20 protein-coding genes are annotated in these 21416 nt (G+C 61.9%); 11 read left to right on the top strand and 9 right to left on the bottom strand.

The features are described from left to right. Window positions 1–136: 136 nt before the first annotated feature. On the top strand, window positions 137–814 hold the full coding sequence (locus tag AFIC_RS14660) for a response regulator (RefSeq protein ID WP_275246953.1): 678 nt from the start codon (window positions 137–139) through the stop codon (window positions 812–814). On the opposite strand, the gene AFIC_RS14655 is transcribed toward AFIC_RS14660, so the two are convergent. Beyond that, complete coding sequence (locus AFIC_RS14655; RefSeq protein WP_275246952.1) at window positions 793–4368, bottom strand: PAS domain-containing hybrid sensor histidine kinase/response regulator; 3576 nt, start codon at window positions 4366–4368, stop codon at window positions 793–795. The genes AFIC_RS14660 and AFIC_RS14655 overlap by 22 nt on opposite strands. A gap of 190 nt (window positions 4369–4558) precedes the next feature. Between AFIC_RS14655 and AFIC_RS14650 the strand changes: the two genes are divergently transcribed. Then, entirely contained in the window at window positions 4559–5209 is a 651-nt protein-coding gene (locus AFIC_RS14650) for a response regulator transcription factor (RefSeq protein WP_275246951.1), read from the top strand. 31 nt (window positions 5210–5240) lie between these two features. Here the strand turns inward: AFIC_RS14650 and hemA are convergent, their stop codons facing one another. Together hemA and bioB are read right to left on the bottom strand one after the other, a co-directional pair. Next, window positions 5241–6467 carry a 5-aminolevulinate synthase gene (gene hemA / locus AFIC_RS14645; RefSeq protein WP_275246950.1) on the bottom strand — a complete coding sequence of 409 codons (1227 nt, stop codon included), beginning with the start codon at window positions 6465–6467 and terminating at the stop codon, window positions 5241–5243. 171 nt (window positions 6468–6638) lie between these two features. Next, window positions 6639–7670, bottom strand: coding sequence for a biotin synthase BioB (gene bioB / locus AFIC_RS14640; RefSeq protein WP_275246949.1), 1032 nt, complete (start codon window positions 7668–7670; stop codon window positions 6639–6641). Window positions 7671–7807: 137 nt separating this feature from the next. Between bioB and AFIC_RS14635 the strand changes: the two genes are divergently transcribed. Together AFIC_RS14635 and AFIC_RS14630 are read left to right on the top strand one after the other, a co-directional pair. Beyond that, a complete protein-coding gene (locus AFIC_RS14635) occupies window positions 7808–8680 on the top strand; it encodes a LysR family transcriptional regulator (protein WP_275246948.1) in 873 nt (290 codons plus the stop codon). Window positions 8681–8780: 100 nt separating this feature from the next. Further along, window positions 8781–9569, top strand: coding sequence for an aldolase (locus AFIC_RS14630; protein ID WP_275246947.1), 789 nt, complete (start codon window positions 8781–8783; stop codon window positions 9567–9569). 27 nt (window positions 9570–9596) lie between these two features. Here AFIC_RS14630 and AFIC_RS14625 read toward each other — a convergent pair whose 3' ends face one another. Further along, on the bottom strand, window positions 9597–10622 hold the full coding sequence (locus tag AFIC_RS14625) for a flavin reductase family protein (RefSeq protein WP_275246946.1): 1026 nt from the start codon (window positions 10620–10622) through the stop codon (window positions 9597–9599). A gap of 163 nt (window positions 10623–10785) precedes the next feature. Between AFIC_RS14625 and AFIC_RS14620 the strand changes: the two genes are divergently transcribed. Further along, window positions 10786–11409 carry a helix-turn-helix domain-containing protein gene (locus AFIC_RS14620; protein ID WP_275246945.1) on the top strand — a complete coding sequence of 208 codons (624 nt, stop codon included), beginning with the start codon at window positions 10786–10788 and terminating at the stop codon, window positions 11407–11409. 99 nt (window positions 11410–11508) lie between these two features. Here AFIC_RS14620 and AFIC_RS14615 read toward each other — a convergent pair whose 3' ends face one another. Both AFIC_RS14615 and AFIC_RS14610 read right to left on the bottom strand, forming a co-directional pair. Next, the gene (locus AFIC_RS14615) at window positions 11509–11913 is read right to left on the bottom strand and encodes a cupin domain-containing protein (RefSeq protein ID WP_275246944.1); all 405 of its coding nucleotides are present in this window, start codon (window positions 11911–11913) and stop codon (window positions 11509–11511) included. 66 nt (window positions 11914–11979) lie between these two features. Next, on the bottom strand, window positions 11980–12627 hold the full coding sequence (locus AFIC_RS14610; RefSeq protein ID WP_275246943.1) for a DJ-1/PfpI family protein: 648 nt from the start codon (window positions 12625–12627) through the stop codon (window positions 11980–11982). Window positions 12628–12769: 142 nt separating this feature from the next. Between AFIC_RS14610 and AFIC_RS14605 the strand changes: the two genes are divergently transcribed. From AFIC_RS14605 to AFIC_RS14595, 3 genes are all read left to right on the top strand, one after another. Beyond that, a complete protein-coding gene (locus tag AFIC_RS14605; protein WP_275246942.1) occupies window positions 12770–14074 on the top strand; it encodes an MFS transporter in 1305 nt (434 codons plus the stop codon). Window positions 14075–14265: 191 nt separating this feature from the next. Beyond that, window positions 14266–15342, top strand: a complete 1077-nt coding sequence (locus tag AFIC_RS14600) for a ketopantoate reductase family protein (RefSeq protein WP_275248748.1) — start codon at window positions 14266–14268, stop codon at window positions 15340–15342. A 41-nt stretch (window positions 15343–15383) separates the two neighbouring features. After that, window positions 15384–15815, top strand: a complete 432-nt coding sequence (locus AFIC_RS14595; RefSeq protein WP_275246941.1) for an OsmC family protein — start codon at window positions 15384–15386, stop codon at window positions 15813–15815. A 10-nt stretch (window positions 15816–15825) separates the two neighbouring features. On the opposite strand, the gene AFIC_RS14590 is transcribed toward AFIC_RS14595, so the two are convergent. Beyond that, on the bottom strand, window positions 15826–16749 hold the full coding sequence (locus AFIC_RS14590) for a DMT family transporter (RefSeq protein WP_275246940.1): 924 nt from the start codon (window positions 16747–16749) through the stop codon (window positions 15826–15828). Between the two features lie 116 nt (window positions 16750–16865). Here AFIC_RS14590 and AFIC_RS14585 point away from each other — a divergent pair, with 116 nt between their 5' ends. The 3 genes from AFIC_RS14585 (at window position 16866) to AFIC_RS14575 (ending at window position 19213) form a co-directional block, all read left to right on the top strand. Continuing rightward, the gene (locus AFIC_RS14585; RefSeq protein WP_275246939.1) at window positions 16866–17330 is read left to right on the top strand and encodes a nuclear transport factor 2 family protein; all 465 of its coding nucleotides are present in this window, start codon (window positions 16866–16868) and stop codon (window positions 17328–17330) included. A 32-nt stretch (window positions 17331–17362) separates the two neighbouring features. Further along, entirely contained in the window at window positions 17363–17941 is a 579-nt protein-coding gene (locus AFIC_RS14580) for a TetR/AcrR family transcriptional regulator (protein WP_275246938.1), read from the top strand. A 114-nt stretch (window positions 17942–18055) separates the two neighbouring features. Further along, window positions 18056–19213: an MFS transporter gene (locus tag AFIC_RS14575; protein WP_275246937.1), complete on the top strand. Its 1158-nt coding sequence runs from the start codon at window positions 18056–18058 to the stop codon at window positions 19211–19213. 4 nt (window positions 19214–19217) lie between these two features. Here AFIC_RS14575 and AFIC_RS14570 read toward each other — a convergent pair whose 3' ends face one another. Together AFIC_RS14570 and AFIC_RS14565 are read right to left on the bottom strand one after the other, a co-directional pair. Further along, window positions 19218–20531, bottom strand: a complete 1314-nt coding sequence (locus AFIC_RS14570; RefSeq protein ID WP_275246936.1) for a sensor histidine kinase — start codon at window positions 20529–20531, stop codon at window positions 19218–19220. Next, window positions 20528–21175: a response regulator transcription factor gene (locus AFIC_RS14565; RefSeq protein ID WP_425583823.1), complete on the bottom strand. Its 648-nt coding sequence runs from the start codon at window positions 21173–21175 to the stop codon at window positions 20528–20530. Before AFIC_RS14565 ends, AFIC_RS14570 begins: the two co-directional genes overlap by 4 nt. Between the last annotated feature and the right edge of the window lie 241 nt (window positions 21176–21416).

Raw genomic sequence — 21416 nt, 5'->3', positions numbered from 1 at the left:
AAGGTGACTTTCCCCGCCGGAGAGCAGATTTACTAATCCGACAGATCGAAAAAGGCTCGATTCGCCCTCGCGCTCAGGAGTGGTATAGTTTAATGACTTTGGCGAGTTGAGTTAAAAACTAAAGAGATACAAAGACATGGCTCCGTCTTCCTCCTCCACCCGGTTGGTGATTGCCGACGACCACCCTCTCTTCCGGGGGGCGTTGCGGGAAGCGGTCAGGAGCGTGGTCCCGGCTGCGAATATCGATGAAGCCGGTGCGTTCGGTGAATTGACGGCCCTGCTGGAGAAAGAATCCGACATCGATCTCGTGTTGCTCGATCTTTCGATGCCGGGCGTCAGCGGCTTTTCCGGCCTGATCTATCTGCGGGCGCAATATCCCGCGATTCCGGTGGTGGTGGTGTCCGCGAGCGACGATGGCGACACGATCCGCCGGTCGATGGAATTCGGCGCGTCCGGCTTTATCCCGAAGCGCTACGGGATCGAGACCCTGCGCGAGGCGATCGGCAAGGTGATGAACGGCGACGTCTGGACCCCTTCCGATGTCGATCTTACCGCCGGGGTCGATCCCGACATGGCCAAGCTGCGCGACCGGCTCATCACGCTGACGCCGCAGCAGGTCCGGGTGCTGATGATGCTCTCGGAGGGTCTCCTCAACAAGCAGATCGCCTATGAACTCGGCGTGTCGGAAGCCACCATCAAGGCGCACGTCTCGGCCATCTTGCAGAAACTGGGCGTCGAAAGCCGCACCCAGGCAGTCATCGTGGCCGCGAAGATCTCCGGCAGCCACTGGCGTCAGAACGAACCGTCGGCCTGAACTTCCGTTTCCGTCTGCGAAATTGCGCCGGCCTCCGCCGGAGACAGCGACGTCGCCATCTGCTGGTTGCGCCATTGGCTGAGCAGCGCGCGCAATGTTGCGGGCTTCACCGGCTTGTTCAGCACGACGATGCCATAGGCGCGCGCCGCCTCCCGCACCGGCGGGCTGCGATCCGCCGTAATCAGAATCGCCGGAATATGCGCGCCGAACTTGTGCCGGATGTCGCGAATCGCGGCGATGCCGTTGCCGCGGTCGAGATGATAGTCGACCAGAAGCCCGGTGATCGGTTCGTTCGAATTGGCAATGGCCTTGCATGCCTGCTTCGGATCGACGGAGGCAATCACATTGGCGTCCCAGCCGCGCAATAGCGTCTTCATGCCGTCGAGGATGGCGGGGTCGTTCTCGACGCAGACGATGGTGGTGCCGCTCATCGGCGTCTTCGAGGAAATGACCGAACCGTTCGGCGGCGCCTGAACCTGATTGTAGCCGCTCGCCACCGGCAACGTCACGGCGAAGTGCGAGCCGCCGCTCTTGTTGGACGTGATGGTGATATGGTGTTCGAGCACGCGCGCGATGCGCTCGACGATAGACAGGCCCAGCCCGAGTCCGCGCGCGATCCGCGCGCCCTGATCGAGCCGGTGGAATTCCTTGAAGATCTCGCCGCGCTTGTGCTGCGGAATGCCGAGGCCGGTGTCGTGGATGCTGATTTGCAGCTTCGCGCCGTGCGGGCGGCAGCCGATCAGCACCTTGCCGGTCGGCGTGTACTTGATCGCGTTCGAGATCAGGTTCTGCAACAGACGGCGCAGCAACACGCGATCCGATTTCACAGCCAATGTCGATGGTACGAAGATCAGCTCGAGATTCTTCTCCCGCGCCATCGGCATGAACTCGACCTGCAATGAGCGCATCAGGTCGCTCATGCGGAAGCTCGAGATCGACGGCGTCATCGCGCCCGCGTCGAGACGGGAAATGTCGAGGAGCGCGCCGAGGATTTCCTCGATGGCTTCGAGCGATTCGTCGATGTTGTCGACAAGACGGGCGTTCTCGCCGCCGCTCTGCCGCTCGACGAGGCTGGTGACGTAAAGCCGCGCCGCGTTGAGCGGCTGAAGGATGTCGTGACTCGCGGCGGCAAGGAAGCGCGTCTTGGAGATGTTGGCTTCGTCCGCGATGGTTTTGGAAAGCGCCAGTTCGTTGTTCAGCCGTGTCAGTTCCTCGGTGCGCTCGCGCACGCGGCGTTCCAGCGTGGCGTTGGCGCGCTCCAGTGCCTCTGCCGCCTCGAAGCTCGCGGTGATGTCGGAGAAGGTAACGACAAGGCCGCCGCCGGGCATGGCATTGGTGCGCACCTCGACGACCCGGTTCTGGCCGGGCAGCCGTTCGAGGAAGGGCTCGCCTTCGGTGGTGTAGGCATCGAGCCGCCGCCGCAGATGCTGCTCGCGTGTCTCGGTGCTGTTGCGCGGATTGTCGCCGACGAATTCGAGGATTTCCGCGAGCGGAATGCCGATCTGCGCGACATGGGCGGGCAGGCTGAGCATCTCGCCGAACTGCCGGTTGGAGCAGATCAGTTGCAGTTCACGGTTGAAGACGGCGATGCCCTGACGCACATGGTCGAGCGCGGTTTGCAGGATTTCACGATTGAAATGCAATGCGGCATGGGCGTCGTCGAGCAGCTTCAGCGCGGCTTTCGCCGACACCGCGCGCTTGCGCAGCAACAGCGACATGACGAGGCGCGAGGAGGCCGCACCGACGGACGAGGCGATCAGATGCTCGGCATGGCTGAGCAACTGGAAGTCGGCGGAGGTGTTGCGGTCCAGCGTGATGCGGTTCGCGGAGGCGAAGGCCTCGAATTCGGCATTGGCGCGCTCAGGGCCGAGATATTGCGCGACGGTGGTGAGCAGGTCCTGCACCGTCACGGTGGTGCGCCAGCGGCGGAAATTCGGCGAGATCGGCGCGAGATCGCTCGGCACGAACAGGTCCGCCTGCAATCGCTCGATCGAGGTCTGCGGCTTCGAGAACGACAGCGCGACATAGGCCAGAAGATTGAGCGTCAGGCTCCACAGCAGGCCGTGGATCAGCGGCGACATCTGGCTACCGAACAGATGCTGCGGCCGCAGGACGGCGATGCCGAACAGGCCTTCCTTCAGCCATTGCGTGCCGAGCGGTCCGACCTCGATGAAGCTCGGCAGGAACAGCGTATAGGCCCAGATGACGAACCCGACGACCATGCCGCCGATGGCGCCGGCCGCGGTGCCGCGCCGCCAGATCAGGCCGCCGAAGAACGCCGGCGCGAGTTGTGCCACCGCGGCGAAGGACAGAAGGCCGATGGCGGCGAGCTGTGCGTTGCCGAGCGCGTGATAATAGAAATAGGCCATCGTCATGATGGCGACGATGGCGACGCGGCGCACGATCAGAAGCAGGCGGCCGAGGTCGGCGCGTCCGTTTCGCGGCGTGGTGTCGGCCTGTAGCACCAGCGGCATCACGATGTCGTTGGACAGCATGATGGCGAGCGCCACGCATTCCACGATCACCATCGCGGTGGCGGCGGACAGGCCGCCGACGAAGACGATGATGCTCATCCAGTGCGCGCCGGCCTCGATCGGCAGCGCCAGCAGGAACATGTCGCTGTCGACCGCGCCGAACGGGAAGGTGACGAGACCGGCCAGCGCGATTGGAATAACGAAGATGTTGATCGCGACGAGATAGAGCGGAAACAGCCAGCGGGCGCGCGACACTTCGGCCTCGCTGGAATTTTCGACGACGCTGACGTGGAACTGGCGCGGCAGCAGCAGGATGGCGAAGAACGACAGCAGCGTCATCGCCAGGAAATTGCCGATCGAAGGCGTGTGTTCGATCGCACGGATCGCTTCCGGTGTTTTCATCGCCCGCTGGATCAGCTCGGTCGGGCTCATCATGATGAAGGTGACGAAGATGCCTGCGGCGAGGAATGCGACGAGCTTGACGATGGATTCGGCGGCGACGGCGAGCATCAGGCCGTGCTGGTGTTCGGTCGCATCGCTTTGCCGGGTTCCGAACAGCACGGCGAACAGCGCCAGCGCGATCGTGACGAAAATCGCGATGTCGCCGGCGAAGGGCAGGCTCGCCACATCGTTGGGACCGTTGAGAATGGTTTCGAGCGAGGAGGCGATCGCCTTCAATTGCAGCGCGATGTAGGGTACCGAGCCGATGATGGCGATGATCGCGGCGGTGGCCGCGACCGCCTGGCTCTTGCCGTAACGCGCGGCGATGAAGTCGGCGATCGAGGTGATGTGCTGGGATTTCGCAAGCCGGATCACCCGCAGCGTGATCGGTTTGCCGAAGACCAGCATGATGATCGGGCCGATATAGATCGCCAGGAATTCGATGCTGGTGCGGGTGGCGAGGCCGATCGAGCCGAAGAAGGTCCAGGACGTGCAGTAGATCGCAAGCGACAGCGGATAGATCAGGATGCCCGCGCGGGAGCGCTGCGTCAGACTGAGACGGTCGCCGTAGAACGCGATCGCAAACAGCAGGCCGATATAGCCGAAGGCCGCTGCGATCACCGTGCTGTTTCCAAGCATCCATCCGCTCCGAAGACGGCCTTCCGGCAGGCCATCGAGGCCGCATCAAACCTTTTTTTTGGCATGACGGAAACATGTCGTTGCGCGCTTGGCGCGAGCAAGCCGGCGATGAGGCCGGATTTGTAAACCGCCTCGAATCAGCTTATACACGTATAAATTGTATTTAATGAATATACTCGTCGGGGGAATTATGGGGGAAGTCCATCCGTTTCCTGGAGACGCGTACGTTTTCATAGTGGATGACGACAAATCGGTCAGCGATGCCCTGACCCTGTTGCTTCGGCTGGAAGGCTTTGCAACCCAGGGTTTCAGCGACGGGCTGACCTTTCTGGAGGCGGTCCGCTTGAAACCGCCGGCCTGCGTCATCCTCGACCTGCAATTACCGGGATATTCGGGTCTCGACGTATTGCAGGATCTTGCCGAGATGCGCTTTGTCCCGCCCGTGATCGTGATTTCCGGGCACTCGGATGTGCCGACCGCCGTGACCGCGATGAAACCCGGCGCGCTCGACTTCATGGAGAAGCCTTTCGCCGCGAATGTGATGGCTGATCGGGTGCGCGAGGCGGTGCGGGCCTATCGCCGGTCGGTTGACGGGCCGATCGCGGGGCTTGGCGATTTTTGCGGCCGCCATCTGCTGACGAGCCGGGAGCGCGAGGTGCTGGGGCAGGTCGCGAGCGGGGCGTCGAACAAGGAGGCGGGGCGGCGGCTCGGAATCAGCCCGCGCACCATCGAGGTCCATCGCGCCCGCATCATGACCAAGCTGGGAGCCAAGAACGCCGCCGACCTGATGCGCATCGTTCTGTCGAAAGAAAGACACCCGCCGCGCAGCATGGCGACGTGACGGGCCGATAGCGAGAAACCGATATCGCCCGTTACTCGGCGGCGAGCGACTTCTCGTTCAGCCGCAGGCCCAGCCGTTCCCAGACCGACACCATCGCGGCGGCGAGTTCATCGATCAGAGCGTCCTCGTGATAGGGCGAGGGCGTGATGCGCAGCCGTTCGGTGCCTTTCGGCACGGTCGGATAGTTGATCGGCTGGATGTAGATGCCGTGCTGCTCAAGCAGAAGGTCGCTGGCCTTCTTGCACAGCTCGGGATCGCCCACGAAAACCGGCACAATATGCGTGTCGCTCGACATCACCGGAATCCCGGCGGCGATCAGGATCGCCTTGACGCGGGCGGCGCGGTCCTGCTGGCGGGTGCGTTCCCATTGCGAGGTCTTGAGGTGGCGGATCGCCGCGGTCGCGGCCGAGCAGACCGCCGGCGGCAGCGCCGTGGTGAAAATGAAGCCCGGTGCGTGCGAGCGGATGGCGTCGACGACGTTGGATTTTCCGGCGATGTAGCCGCCGAGACAGCCGAACGCTTTCGCCAGCGTGCCTTCGAGAATGTCGATGCGGTGCATGACGCCGTCGCGCTCGGAGATGCCGGCGCCGCGCGGGCCGTACATGCCGACCGCATGGACCTCATCGACATAGGTCATCGCGCCGTATTTCTCGGCGAGGTCGCAGACCTTGCCGAGCGGGGCAATGTCGCCGTCCATCGAATAGAGGCTTTCGCACACGATCAGCGTCGGCCGGCCGCGATGGGTGCGAAGCAACTCCTCGAGATGGGCCATGTCGTTGTGGCGGAACACGATGCGCTCGCAGCCGGACTGGCGGATGCCTTCGATCATCGAATTGTGGTTGAGCGCGTCCGACAGGATCAGGCAGTTCGGGATGAGCTTGGCCAGCGTCGAGATGCCGGTCTGGTTCGACACATAGCCGGAGGTGAACACCAGCGCGGCTTCCTTGCCGTGAAGGTCGGCGAGTTCGTGCTCGAGCTGGATCAGGGAATGGTTGTTGCCCGCGATGTTGCGGGTGCCGCCCGCGCCGGTCCCGGTGCGGGTCGCGGTCTCGATCATGGCGCCGACCACCTTGGGGTGCTGGCCCATGCCGAGATAATCGTTCGAGCACCACATCACGACGCTGCGCTCGCCCTTGGGGGTATGCCAGGTCGCGAACGGGAAACGCCCGGCGATGCGCTCAAGATCGGCGAATACGCGATAGCGGCGCTCGTCGTGAAGCTGATTCAGGGCGCCGTCGAAGAACTCATTGTAATCCATACCAAAAACCCCACGGGAGCCATGGACGAGACAGCGTCCACGAAAGGGGCGACTATTCTCGAACGCCTTTTTAGAGCTTTTCCAGGTCCAGTGTCGAGGGTCGAATCGGGAAGCTGCACTGTCAGGCGTGCAGACCGTGGAGGATCGGGGGCGGGGGCGCTTTGCGCGAAATCAAATCGCGCGGCTGGATGAGGGAGCCTGATCGGCCGTCCGAACCTCGTCGAACCGCGATGTCATGCCGAGCCGGTTGAGCAACGCGGCGTCCTTGTCGGTCTGCGGGTTCTTGGTGGTCAAAAGCACGTCGCCGATGAAGATCGAGTTGGCGCCTGCGAGGAAACACAAAGCCTGCATCTCGTCGGTCATGTACTGGCGGCCGGCGGAGAGCCGCACCACGCTTTTCGGCATCATGATGCGTGCGACCGCGATCATCCGCACCATCTCGATCGGGTCCGGCGCGTTGGCGGTGCCGTTGACCGGCACGCCCTTCACTTCATTCCACAGGTTGATCGGCACGCTCTCGGGATGCTCGGCGAGGTTGGCGAGCAGCATCAGCATGCCGAGGCGGTCCTCGACCTGCTCACCCATGCCGACGATGCCGCCGCAGCAGACCTTGAGGCCGGATTCGCGGGCATGCGCCAGCGTCTCGATGCGGTCCTGCATCGTGCGCGTGGTGATGATGTGACCGTAGAATTCCGGCGAGGTATCGACATTGTGGTTGTAGAAATCGAGGCCGGCGTCGCGCAGCCGGTCGGCCTGTTCGCGCGTCAGCATGCCCAGCGTCGCGCAGGTCTCGAGGCCGAGCGCCTTCACTTCGCTGACCATATCGCAAACCTTGTCGAGATCCTTGTCCTTCGGGTTGCGCCATGCCGCCGCCATGCAGAAACGGTTCGCGCCCGATTCCTTGGCGCGGCGCGCGGTGGCGATCACGGCGTCATGGTCCATCAGCTTGGTGGCCTTGACGTCGGTTTTGTAATGGGCGCTTTGCGAGCAGTAGCCGCAATCCTCCGGGCAGCCGCCGGTCTTGATGCTGAGCAGGCTTGCGGTCTCGACATGGTTGGGGTCGAAATTGGCGCGGTGGACGCTCTGCGCCTGAAACATCAGGTCGGCGAACGGCAGATCGTACAGCGCCTGCGCCTCGTCGCGCGTCCAGTCATGGCGCGGCAGCACCGATCCTTTGACAACCGAAAAAGACGAGACGTTCATGGCCGATCCTGCGTGTCGCGGGCGCCTTCCGGCCCCTGATCCCGACCAAGGGTGGACCATGCGGCTGGCGGGGTGTCAACACGCCGCAGGCCTGCGGAATGCTTGACGGGTCGCACGCCCGGCAGCACACACATGATATGGAGAGCCTGGATCGTCAGCTTCGTTATTTCGTCAGGATCGCGGAGACGAAATCGCTGTCGCGCGCGGCCGACGGTCTCGATCTGACCCAGTCGGCGATCAGCCGCCAGCTCGCCTCGCTGGAAGCGTATGTGGGGAATGCCCTGTTCGTCCGGACGGGCCGTGGCGTCGAACTGACCGATTGCGGCCGCAGGCTGCTGGCGGCGGCGAGACCCGCTTACGCCGCGATCGACGAGGCGCTGGAGGACATCCGCGACAAGGAAGGTCTGTCGCGCGGCACCATCCGGGTCGCGACGGTGCATACGCTCAGTTACTATTTCACCGCCGATGTGCTGGCGCAGTTCGTTGGCCGGCATGAGCAGGTCAATCTTTCGCTGATGGGCCGCAGTTCGCCGGATGTGGTCGCACTGGTGGAGAGCGGCCGGGCCGATCTCGGCTTTGTCTACGATGTTGCGGTCAATTCCGCCGATCTCGCGGTGACGCCGCTGTTCGACGATGAGATGTGCCTGATCGCTCCGAAATCGTGCCGGCTCTCGGTGCCGGTCGATTTGAACGAAGCGGACATCAAGCTGGTCGGCTTTCCGCCGCACTATGCGCTGCACAAGATGCTGCGCGTGGCGGTGAAGAAACCGCAGATCGTGGCGGAGGCGGAAACCGTCGATGCGATGTTGCAGCTTGTCGCCTCGGGCGTCGGCGCCTGCGTGCTGCCGTCGCGGATTCCGGACCGGGTGCTTGCGGAGCACGATCTGGTGAAAACGGCCATCGCAAGCCCCGTGCTCAGGCGGCGCATCGTGGCCATCACGCGAACGGACCGCCCGCCCTCGCCGCTGGTGCAGGAACTACTGGAGCTTGCGACGGCAGCGGCGCGTTAGCCGCCCCACCTCATTTCAGTTATGAGCGCAGCATCATGGCTGCATGCCGCCCTACCTTCGATACTCCGGCGTCTTGCTGGCGGAAACAAGGGAGGAAGCCATGAACGTGGACGTGAAGAGCTTGCGCGCCAAGGAATATTTCGACGATCGCGCGACAAAGGAAATGGCGGAGTATCTTAAAGGCGCACAGCGCAGCCCGAAGGAAAAGCTCGCTTATGCCTGCCGCATTCTGGCGATGACCGAACAGGAGGCGGGCCTCGCGGGCCAGATCAGCCTGCGCTCGGAGCGGCCGGATGCCTACTGGACGCTTCGCTTCGGCCTCGGCTTCGATGAGGCCACGCCTGATGACTTCATCGAGGTCGACCGCGACCTGAACACGCTGACCGGCCACGGCATGCCCAACCCGGCGACCCGCTTTCACCTCTGGGTGTATGAGGCGCGGCCCGACGTGCAATCCATGATCCATACGCATTCGCCATGGGCCTCGGCGCTGGCGGCGGCGCGTCAGCCGCTGGTGATCTCGCAGATGGACATGACGCCGCTGCATGAGGATTGCGCATTCCTCGGCGACTGGCCGGGTGTGCCGATCGCCGATCAGGAGGGCGTGCTGATTTCCGAGGCGCTCGGCTCCATGCGCGCCATCATCCTCGCCCATCACGGTTACCTCACGGCGGGCTGTTCGATCGAGGAAGCGACCTATCTGTCGGTCTATCTGGAGCGTGCCGCGCGCATGCAGATCCGCGCCCGCGTGTTCGGCCCGCTGACGCCGGTCGATCCTGTGCTCGCCAGGGAAGCGCACGACTATCTGCTGAAGCCGTCAATCGTGAACGCCACGTTCGATTACTGGTGCCGCCAGACGCACCACGCCAATCTGGCGCCGGTGGCGTGATAAGACGCAAGAAGCGCGCGGGCGCTGCTACAGTTCGATCTCGACCTTGCTCATCGGGATGGTCGAGCACATCAGCTGGCAGCTCTCGCGCGTTTTCGCCGAGGTCTCGCGGATTTTCATGACCTCGCCCGCCGTCACCTTGCGCGCGCACATGCCGCACATTCCGGTGCGGCAGTTGAAAGGCGCGTTGATCCCGAGGCTTTCGGCGAATTCCAGCAGCGTGCCTTTCTCGGGAGTCCATGTCGCCGCGATGCCCGAGGTGGTGAACGTCACCGATTGCGGATGGAGCGTCGGCAACTCTTTTTCGTTCGCGATCTCCGCCGGTGGCGCGAGCGTAACACCCATCTCCTGTGTGTAGATCTCGCGGCATGTGGAGTCGCTTGCACGCAGCGCGGCTTCGGTTGCGGCGACGAATTCCCGCGGGCCGCAGATGTAGGCGTCGAATTCCTCGTGCGGAAAGAATTCTTCGCACGCGCCAAGGGTCATGTCGCCGTTGAGGTCGTATTCCTTGCCCGGCCGGTCGATCTGGCGCGGATTGCTGAACCAGACTTTCCAGACGCTGTTCGGCAGATCGGCTTGCAGCGATCCCAGTTTGCCTTTGAGGGCGAATGTCGAGCTGTTGAACGTCGCGTGCAGGAACACGGCGTGATGCCGTGAGGCCCGCACCGCCAGTTCTTCCGCCATCGCGGTGACGGCGGCTTCGCCGATGTCCTTGCTGAGAATGACGATGGGCCGATCGAGCTCGGCGGTGAGGTGAAACGATCCCTGCGGCCCTGTCGCGCGGATGAGGCCGCCTTTTTCCGCATGGTCGGTCCAGTAGGAAGCTGCTCTCGCCGCATCCGCCGCGTCGGTGTGGACGACCGTGATGCGATAGATTTTCGGGTCGGGAGAAAAGGCCGACAACACATAGGGGCGCTCGCCGACGCCCGGAATATCGAAAGCAAGATGCTGCCCGGCCTGAAAGCGATCCAGTGCTCCGTCCGCGATCAGGAATACGGAGATCGTGTTCGGGGTTTCATTGACCTTACGGGCGATTTTGTATTGCCGCTGCATGTGCCGCCTCTGAATTTCACAATGTTTCTTATCAGGAAACTTGAGGAGGATCAAATGCCGGGCGGCTGGCGATTTGCTATAGATGGGATTATCTATCGATAATGGTTACGACCAGCCCGAACTATTGATAATCAAGAGCTTCCGGCACAATCGACGATTCGAAATGACAACGACCGACATCTTGGAAACCGGCTTTAAAAGCGAGCAGGAAATCGACACGCTCGGACGGCGGATCAGGCAACTGCGCAAGATGCAGGAGCGCACGCTGGATTCGCTGGCCCAGGAGGTCGGGCTCACCAAGGGGTATCTTTCCAAGGTCGAGACCGGCCGTCAGACGCCGCCTCTTGGAACTCTCTCGAAGCTCGCCAAGGCGCTGGGTACCGATCTCGCGGGGCTTGTCGAAAACGGAGCCGCCGAGCGCGCCGAGCCGGGCTATGAAGGTGTTTCCGTGGTGCGCGCCGATGAGCGGCGCAACGTCGTGCGCGGCGCCACGTCGTTCGGCTACGATTACCAGTCGCTGGTCCAGAACGCCGCCGGCAAACACATGTCGCCGTTTCTGTTTACCTTCCCCTCGCAGATCCTCAAGGAAGTGTTCTTCGAGCATGGCGGCGAGGAGATGATCTTCGTGCTCAGCGGCGTCGTGGAATTCGAGGTCGGCAACGAAACCTTCGAGTTGATGCCGGGCGATTGCATCTATTTCGATCCCCGCCAGCGGCATCGCGGGCGCGGCAAGTCCGGCGAAGCCAAAGCGCTCGTCGTGTTATACGAGCCCAAAAACCGCAGCTAATCGTCCTCCCGGCAAACCGCGTGGCCATGGGCCGTAAAAAAGGGGCGCTGCAAGCAGCGCCCCGAGATCAAGGCTGGGGGAACGATCAGTCGCCTTGAATCAGCTTGCGAGAGCGCCTTCCTTCTCGACGCCGAAGCCCGCCTTCTCGCCGAACTTGTTCGGCTTGCGGTAGACGGCGAGAATGATGCAGCCTTCGTCGCTCTTGGTCTCGTGATAGGAGCCCGGCTGGCGCCAGACGAAATTGCCCGCGCGGCAGATGCCGTCATGATCATAGAACGAACCTTCGAGCACATAGCTCTGCTCGAGTTCGGGATGCTGGTGGAAGGGCAGCGTGGTGCCCGGCTCCCACTTCAAAAGGCAGGTCAGTTCGCCGGTTTCCGGCTTTTCGTACAGCACCTTGATCTGGATGCCTTCGAACTGGGAAGGCTTCCAGTCCATGTCGGTGACTTTCACATAGACCGAACCGCCCGGGGTGGGTTCCTTGGTGACGAAGCGTGGGTCCATCGGGGTATCCTCCTTTGTTGAATAAGTATCCTATTAGGATACAAACTACAGAATCTGTCAACTCGGTTATGCGGCCGCGGTTTTGAGCGCGCCGGTGGCTTCGGAAAACGCCCCGTCATTGCCGCTCCATGGGTATTCGATGATGCGCGCAACCTCTTTCGCGACGTCCGCGCCGCGCAACCGCGCAATCAGGTGCAATGTCGTATCGACTGCCAGAACGACGCCGCCGCCGGTGACGACCGCGCCGGAATCGACGAACCGCGCTTCGGTGCCTTTCACGCCGGGATAAAGTTTGCTCATCAGCGCGAGCGGCGTCTCGGTGCCGGCGGGCGCGAAACGGCGCGTGGTCGCGTTCTTGCCGTCGAGCAGGCCGGCGCCCGCAAGTATAAGCGCCCCAGTGCAAACTGACGCCACGATGCCCTTGCGCGCGAACGAGCGAATGAAGTCGAGGGTCTGCTCGTCCTTGCTGACCTGGGGCCATGCGGCCCCGCCGAGAATCATCAACACGTCACCGGCGGGACAATTCGCCACGCTGTAGGGGGCGATGATCTCAAGTCCATTGGAGAGCCGGACCGGCCCGGCCTTGTTGGCCACCAGGATCATCCCGATGCCTGGATCGACGCGCTTGGCCATTGAAAGAACGCCGAATGTTGCTCCGATGTCGATCGGTTCAACATCATCATAGGCGTGGATGATGAAGGTGGTGTTTGGCATGCCAGATCTCTCCTGCACTAAGAAACTTTGCTTAAATAAGTATCGCAGAAGGAAACTTAGTTGACAACTTTCTATTCAGCAACGATGCTGAAGTTTCTTAATTCGGGAAACATAACCCGCAAAGTCAACTAGGGAGAAACAAATGTCGACAGCAGAGGTTCTAAACCCCGCTGTGCCCAAGGAGGGGTCCAGCATCAAGCACATCGTCACGGCGAGCGTGCTCGGCACCACGGTCGAGTGGTACGATTTCCTGATCTATGGCACCGCGGCGGCGCTGGTGTTCAACAAGCTGTTCTTTCCGAACTACGATCCGCTCGTCGGCACGCTCGCCGCATTCGGCTCCTACGCGGTGGGTTTCGTGGCGCGTCCGCTGGGCGGCGCGGTGTTCGGCCATTTCGGCGACAAGCTCGGCCGCAAGGCGATGCTGACGCTGACCATGATTATCATGGGTGCGGGCACGTTCCTGATCGGATGTCTGCCGACATACGATCAAGTCGGCATTCTTGCCCCGATCCTGCTGTTGATCCTGCGTATGGCGCAGGGCATCGGCATCGGCGGCGAATGGGGTGGCGCGACCCTGATGGTGATTGAAAGCGGCGACCGGCACCGCCGTGGCTTCCTCGGCAGCCTCGTGCAGGTCGGCTTTCCGCTCGGCATGGTGTGCGCGACGCTGGTCTTCCTTCTGGTCTCCAAGTTGCCTGACGACCAGTTCATGAGCTGGGGCTGGCGGCTTCCGTTCTGGCTCAGCGCGATTCTCGTCGCCGTCGGCCTGTTCGTGCGCATGCGGCTCGTCGAGACGCCGAAGTTCGCCAAAGTCCAGGAGCAGGGCGAGGTGGTCAATGCGCCGCTTCTCGACGTGCTCACCAAGGACTTCAAGAATTTCATCGTCGCCGTGGGCCTCAAGATCTCGGAAGTGGCGTGGGTGTATGTGCTGATCGGCTTCCTGGTCTATTATGCGACATCGCATCTTCACCTCTCGAAGACGGTCATTCTCGACGCGGTGCTTTACGCAGCGATGCTCGAACTGGTGACGCTGCCGCTGTTCGGGTTGTTGTCGGATTATGTGGGCCGCAAGCCGCTTTATATCGCAGGGACCATCCTTTCGATGATCGCGGCGTTCCCGCTGTTCACCTTCGTCGAGACCAAGGACCCGACGACGATCGCGATCGCGATTGCGATCATCATGAGCATCACCCACGGGCTGATGTTCAGTCCGCAGGCTGCTTTCATCCCCGAACTGTTTGGCACCAAGGTGCGTTACAGCGGCGCGTCGCTCGGCGTGCAGGTGTCGGCGGCGATCAGCGGCGGTTTCGCTCCGATGATTGCGACGGGCCTGCTGGCTTACTACGGCTCCACCCATGCGATCTCCTGGTACCTCATCGCTCTCGGCGCCATCACGCTGATCGCGACGCTGGTCTCGCGGGAAACTGCCTTCGAGGACCTGTAACGGATCGGAAGCCGGCCTCAACGAGGCCGGCTTCACCTCTATCGGCTATTCGACACACGTTCGCACCGCCACGGCCGTGCGCGCACGTCAGGCGCAACAAGCGCTCAAACAAAACACCTTGGGACGTACGGAGACAGGTTCTGGCTGCAAGGCCGGGCGCAGCGTCTCTGTTTCAAAAAAAGAGAACAATGATGTCACACTATAAAATCCTCATCCTCGGCGCGTCCTATGGCTCGCTGCTCGCGTCCAAACTTCTGTTCGGCGGCCACTCCGTCACGCTGGTCTGCCTGCCCGCGGAGGCCGATCTCATCAACGGCGAGGGCTTTCGCGTGCGGATGCCGGTCCGTGGCCGCGAGACGCCGCTTCTGATCGATTCACGCAATCTGCCCGGCAAGGTATCCGCGATGGGCGCAATGGATGATGTGAACCCGGCGGACTACGACCTGATCGGCCTTGCGATGCAGGAGCCGCAATACGGCGCGCCGGGCGTGCGCGAATTGCTGGAGCGTATCGCGAGATCGCGCGTGCCGTGCATGTCGATCATGAACATGCCGCCGCTGCCCTATATCGCGCGCCTGCCGGGTGTCGATGCGGATGCCGTGAAAGCCGCCTACACCGATCCGTCGGTCTGGAGCGCGTTCGACCCCGGCACGCTGACGCTGTGCAGCCCCGATCCGCAGGCGATCCGCCCGCCGGAGGAAAAGGTCAACTTCCTTCACGTCACGCTGCCGACCAATTTCAAGGTCGCGCGCTTCGAGAACGAGAACAGCAACGCCATCCTGCGCCAGCTTGAGCGCGACATCGATGCGATCCGCATGGAGACGCCGGAAGGTGCGACCGAGGTGCCGGTGAAGCTGCGGTTCCACGATTCGCTGTTCGTGCCGCTGGCGAAATGGCCGATGCTCCTGGCTGGCAACTATCGTTGCATCACCGCAGATGGCATGCGCACCGCGCAGGAAGCGGTTCATTCCGATCTCGCGCAATCGCGCGCGGTGTACGAGTTCGTGAGTGACGTCTGCATCGCGCTCGGTGCGAAGCGCGAAGATCTGGTGCCTTTCGAGAAATACGCAGCGGCGGCCAAGAGCCTCGCGCGGCCGGCATCGGTGGCGCGGGCCCTGACCAATGGGGCTGCGAATGTCGAGCGCGCCGACAAGCTCGTGCAATTGCTGGCGCGGCAGCGGGGCATGAACCATCCGGCGATCGACCAGATCGTTGCGCTGGTGGATCGCAGGCTCGACGCCAACCGCAAGAAATCGGCGGCCGCCTGAGGCGGCTGCAATCCCGTTCCGTCTGATCATGGAGGTTACTGATGAAAGTGAAAACATTCGGCTCCGCGACATGGAGCGGTGGCATCAAAGACGGGCAGGGCGCCATTTCCACCAAGAGCGGCGCCCTGACCAACTATCCCTACGGCTTGGGCAGCCGCTACGAAGGCAAGCCCGGAAGTAGCCCGGAAGAATTGCTGGGCGCGGCGCACGCGGCATGTTTCACGATGAACCTGTCGCGGCTTTTGACCGAGGCCGGGTTCAGGGCGGAAAGGATGGATACGAGCGCGGATGTCACGCTGGAGATCGCGGGCGACAGTTTCACCATCACCCTGGTGCATCTGACATTCAAGGGTGCCGTTCCCGGTATCGACCAGCAAACCTTCGACGGATTGATCGCAAGGGCCAAATCCGGCTGCCCGGTGTCGAAGCTGTTCAATTGCACGATCACGCTCGACGCAAGTCTGGTGTCCTGATCCGCCGTCGCTACACGGCTTCAGGGACTTTCCGTGTAATGCGGGCGTTGCGGCCAGCCGCGACGATCGCCACCACGAGCGCCGCCACCGCGATGGTGGAAGGGCCGACATGCTCGCCGTTGATAACGGCGGACAGCCCGAGCGTGACAAAGGTCTGCAACAACTGCACCTGGCTGACGCGGGCGACGCCGCCCATCACGAGCCCGGCATTCCACGCGAAGAAGCCGACGAACATGCTGAAGACCGAGACGTAGGCGAATGCGACCCACGCAGCGGTCGGCACCGCGCCGGGATCGGCTGGCCATAGCCATATCGCGAGCGGCAGGGTCAGCGGTAGCGCCAGCACCAGAATCCACGAGATGACTTCCCAGCCGGGCATCTCGTGGCTGAGGTCGGCCGAGAACACGTAGCCGATCGAGGTCGAGATCGCGGCGAGAAACAGATAGATGTCGCCGATTGCGATTTCGCCGCCACTGTCGCGCAGGGCGAACGCCACCACCACCGTGGTACCTAACCCCGCCAGCAACCAGAAACGCAGCGAGGGACGCTCGCCCAGGATCACGCTGGCGGCCGCGGCCGTGGTCAGCGGCAGGATACCGAGCACGACGCCGCCGTGTGAGGCCGGCACCGTCAGCATCGCCAGCGCCATCAGTCCCGGAAAGCCGAATACGATGGTCACGATGCAGATCAGCATCGTGCGGATCTGGCGCATGTTTGGCCAGCGCCGCCGTAACATCAGCAGCAGCGCGGCCGAGAGAAGGCCCGAGGCCGCCGCCCGCCCGGCCGTAATGAAGAACGGATCGAGTCCTTCCACGGCAAGGCGTGTCGCGGGCAGCGTGCCGCCGAAGATGGCTATTCCAATGAAGCCGAGCCCCATGCCGAGCGTCTGCCGGGATAGCCCTGTCCGGGATGGAGAGGTTTCACCGTGGGGCATGACTGATCCCGGCAGCCTTAGACCACAGGATTGCAATACTATACCGATTGGTATAGTCAAAACTCATTGGTTTAAACATCGTCGTTCATGCCACCCGCACATTAAAGGACGCCGCCATGGCCACGCCGCTCGTACCGCCTTTTACCTTTGAAACCGCCACCGCCAAGGTGAGAATGGCGGAGGATGGCTGGAATAGCCGCGATCCGCAAAAGGTCGCATTGGTTTACACCGAAGACAGCCAGTGGCGTAATCGCGCGGAATTTCCCGTCGGACGCAAGCAGATCATCGAGTTTCTCACCCGAAAATGGGCGAAAGAACTGGATTATCGTCTGATCAAGGAAATGTGGGCGTTTTCCGATACCCGCATCGCCGTGCGTTTCGCCTATGAATGCCATGACGACAGTGGCAACTGGTTCCGTTCCTACGGCAACGAAAACTGGGAGTTCAATGCGGCGGGCCTGATGCAGCGCCGCTTCGCTTCGATTAATGATATGCCGATCAAGGAAGCGGAGCGCAAATTCCACTGGCCGCTGGGCCGGCGGCCGGACGATCATCCGGGTCTGTCCGATCTTGGGCTATAGAACCGGAACTCACGGGAGCTGACAGAGAGGACATGGCGCGCACGGTTTTCGAGAAAAGCGACGCGATCACGCGGGTGGCCGAGGTCTTCCGCGAACTCGGCTTCGAGGGCGCGTCACTGTTTGAAATCACCGAGCGCACCGGCCTCTCGAAGGGCAGCCTCTATCACTTCTTTCCCGAGGGGAAGGAAGGCATGGCGGCGGAGATTCTGGCCCATGTCGATGAATGGTTCGTGCGCGAGGTGTTCGAGCCGCTGGAGCGCGACGAGCCGCGCGCCGCGATCGCGCGGATGTGGCGGACGGTCGATAGCTATTTCCGCTCCGGCCGCAGGATTTGCCTGCTTGGGGCGTTCGCGCTCGATGAAACGCGGGATCGATTCCCCAAGCCGATCCGGCTTTATTTCAGGCGCTGGATCGAGGCGCTCGACGGCGCGCTGGTCCGGGCAGGCGTCGATGCGGTCACGGCAAGAGCGCTTGCGGAGGATATCGTCGGAAGCATTCAGGGTGCGCTCACGCTTGCGCGCGCGCTGAAGGAGGACGCCGTCTTCGGCCGCACGCTGGCGCGCCTGCAACAGCGTACCGATGCCGTGCTTCCGCCTCACAGAAAATCCTGAGCGCATCCAGGTCTCTCGGCCGGTGTATCCGCGCGCCGGTTCTGGTAGACAGCAGCCTCCGCGCTGTGCGCCTCCTTTCCTTCCTGTCCGGTCGCCATGACAAATCGAAACCATATGTCGGGACTGCTGCTGTGGATTTGCGGCGCCGGTCTGCGCTTGAGCGTGCTCGCGGTGCCGCCGGTGATTTCGCTGATCCAGTCGGACCTGCATCTGTCCGGCACCGAGATCGGAATCCTGACCGGGATTCCGGTGATTCTATTCGCGATCGCCGCCGCGCCCGGCTCGTTGCTGATCGAGCATGTCGGCGTGCGATGGACGCTGACATGCGGCCTTGCGGTCACGGCGCTTGGTTCCGGCTTGCGTGCGCTGGCGCCGGAATCCGTTTCGCTCTATGCGGCGACCGTTCTAATGAGCGGCGGCATCGCCATCATGCAGCCGGCGATGGGTGCCGCCGTCCGGCAGTGGATGCCGGAGCGCGCGGCGTTCGGTACCGCGCTCTACACCAACGGACTCATCGTCGGCGAGGTCGTCCCCGTCGCGCTGATGCTTCCGGTGCTGCTGCCGTATTTCAACCAGAGCTGGCGGCTCGGCCTTCTGACATGGTCCGCGCCGCTGCTGCTCATCGCGATCATGGTGTTCGTGTTCGGCCAGCGAACGGAGAATCACGCGGTCAGCAAATCCGGGCGCTTGTGGCCCGATCTTGCCAGCAAGCTGAACTGGAAGATCGGCATGATCCTGGCGAGCGTCGCCAGCACCTATTTCTGCACCAACGCATTCCTGCCTGCTTACCTGACGGGCATGGGACGAAGCGCGGATGTCAGCACCGCGCTGACGGCGCTGAACGTCGGGCAGTTTCCGATCTCGCTGTTGATGGTGGCGCTGGCGGACTGGTTTCAGGGCAAGCGCTGGCCGTTCATCTTCTTTGGCATCATGATGCTGGCAAGCGTTTTCGGGGTCGTGTTCTCGACCGGCTGGTGGACGATCATATCGGCGGGCGTGACGGGCATGGCCTGTAGCGCATTGCTGACACTCGGCATGGCGCTGCCGCCGTTGCTCGCGCGCAACCCGGACGATGTCGCGCGCATTCTCGCCGCCGCGCTGGCGATCAGCTACACCTATGCGATGTTCGTTTCGCTTCTGAGCGGGATCGCGTGGGACATCGGCGGCATGGCGGTGTTCGCATTCGTGCCGGTTGCGATTGCGGCGACGCCCAGCCTGTTCACGATCTGGATGATCTCTCTCAAAGCGGCATCGGAGAACGCCCGCTCGTGAGATTTCAAAAAATCGCTGAGTTGTCCTGAACGGGAAGGAAGATGCTGACCACGAGCCCCGGTTGGTCGGGCCTGTTTTGCAATTGTACCTTCCCGTTCAATTGATTTGCGGTCCGCTGGACAATCGACAGGCCAAGCCCGGCCCCATCGGCATCGTTCCACTGGCCGCGAACGAAAGGGCTGAAGACGGTGCCGATTTCGTCTTCAGGTATTCCGGGCCCTGTATCGGTGATGGATATCGCCGCCCATTCGTCGACGCGCGACAGCCTGATGTCGATCCGTCCGCCTCTGGGCGTATAGGTGATCGCATTATCTATGACGTTCCGAAGAAGCATTTCGATCGATATGACTTCCGCCCGGACGATGAGAGGTTCGGATTGTTCGAGGCCAAGGTCGATTTCCTTGCGATTGGCGAATTCGATCAAATTGGAAACGACCTTTTTGGTGGCTTCGCCGATCTCGATCTCCTTGTTGAGCGCGATGCCGCTTTCCTGACGGGCCATGGCCAGAAGCTGCTCGAGAAGATGTTTGGTCCGCTGGGTGCCGGCTTTCACCGCTTCAATCCGCTGCCGCGTGTCCGCAGGCAGATCGGTATCGTCAAGATTCTCGGCCTGAATGCTCAGCGCGGTGATCGGGGTTCTCAGTTCGTGAGCCGCGTCACCTATGAACTTCTTCTGCCGGTCGATCGATGTCTGGGCGCGTTCAAACATCTGGTTCAGGGATGTTAAAAACGGCTGCAATTCAGTCGGGGCGCCGGCAAGAGGAAGCGGATCAAGATTATCGGCGCTACGATTGTCCAGTTCCTGACCGAGCCGGACCAATACCTTGAACGAATAGGAGAGAAGAAATGCGATGATGATGACGATGAGAGGAATCAGGACGAGAATGGGAGCGGCGGTCCGAATTGCCATGCCCGTCCCGATCTCGTCGCGAACTGATATTTGTTGAAGGACCGCAAACCGCGAGTCGGGAGCCATGTCGGAAAGGAAAGCGCGATAAACCGTGCCGTCGATGGTTGTGTCCTGAAGGCCGGGCGGCAGAGACCACAACGCCCGATAAGTCGTCTCGTCGCTATCCTTTCCTTGCCGCACCAGAATTGCGTGATTGTCCGTATCGACGCCATACAGGTGCGAGATAACGATGGAATCCTGCGGCTGAGTTTTCACGATTGACGAGATGTGCATCAGGATCGAGTCCTGCATCTCGATGGCTTCGTCATATGCCCAGTCGTATGCAAGAAGCCCTGCGATGCAGCTCGTTATCGTAACGGTGGTTACGATACCGAAAAACAAATTCCGGCGGAGGGATTTTTTCATCATTGCCTGTCGACCATCCACCCGATTCCTCGGACGTTACGGATAATGGATGTGTCGAACTTGCGGCGTATGGAGTGAATAAAGAATTCGACCGCGTTGCTTCCGACTTCTTCGTTCCAGCCGTAAATCTCTTTTTCGAGTTCGTTTCGCGACACGATGACGCCCGGGCGGACCAGCAGCGCGTGAAGGAGAGCGAATTCCCGGGAGGTGAGGGTGACGTTCTTTCCTCGATACGAAGCCTCGAAGGTTCCGGGGTCCAGCCGCAAGATTCCGTTGCTGAGCTGGGTAGCTGGCGTGCCTTTTTCGCGGCGAAGAATGGCCCGCATGCGTGCGAGAAGCTCTCGCATGTCGAAGGGTTTGGTGATGTAGTCGTCCGCGCCAAGATCAAGCCCGTCGACCTTGCTTTCCACGTCGTCCTGCGCAGTCACGACAATGACAGGGATCGCAAGTTGCTGGTTACGGAGAGCGCGGAGAAATTCACGGCCATCGAGAACGGGAAGCCCAAGATCGAGTAGGGCTATGGCGTATTTTTCCGATTTGGCGGCCAGCATGGCGCTCTCGACGTCGCGAACCCAGTCAACGGCGTAAGCGGCGTCCTTTAAGGCCTGTTGAATGGCCTCGCCGATCATCCGGTCGTCTTCGATCAAAAGGGTCCGCATCCACCAATGCCCCGCTCCTCGCCGTTTGTTGACTACTATCTCCCTTGGAAGCCGCAAGGGTGCTGAGGGCGATGTAATTAGAAGCTCTCCAATCAGTCGGAAATCTAAGTCACACCTAAGTCTGGGGACTTATGGCCCCCACAGCACGCGACTTCGCTATCCCGCGGTCGAAAGTGTTTTTTGGGGGACATAATGGTATCCGCAATCCGCCCGGCCCTGGTCAGGGGCC

This window comes from [Pseudomonas] carboxydohydrogena, assembly GCF_029030725.1.
In the GTDB taxonomy this organism is placed as follows: Bacteria; Pseudomonadota; Alphaproteobacteria; order Rhizobiales; family Xanthobacteraceae; genus Afipia; species Afipia carboxydohydrogena.
The sequence above is the reverse complement of the archived record's forward strand: the minus strand, read 5'-3'. Positions and strand labels throughout refer to the sequence as shown.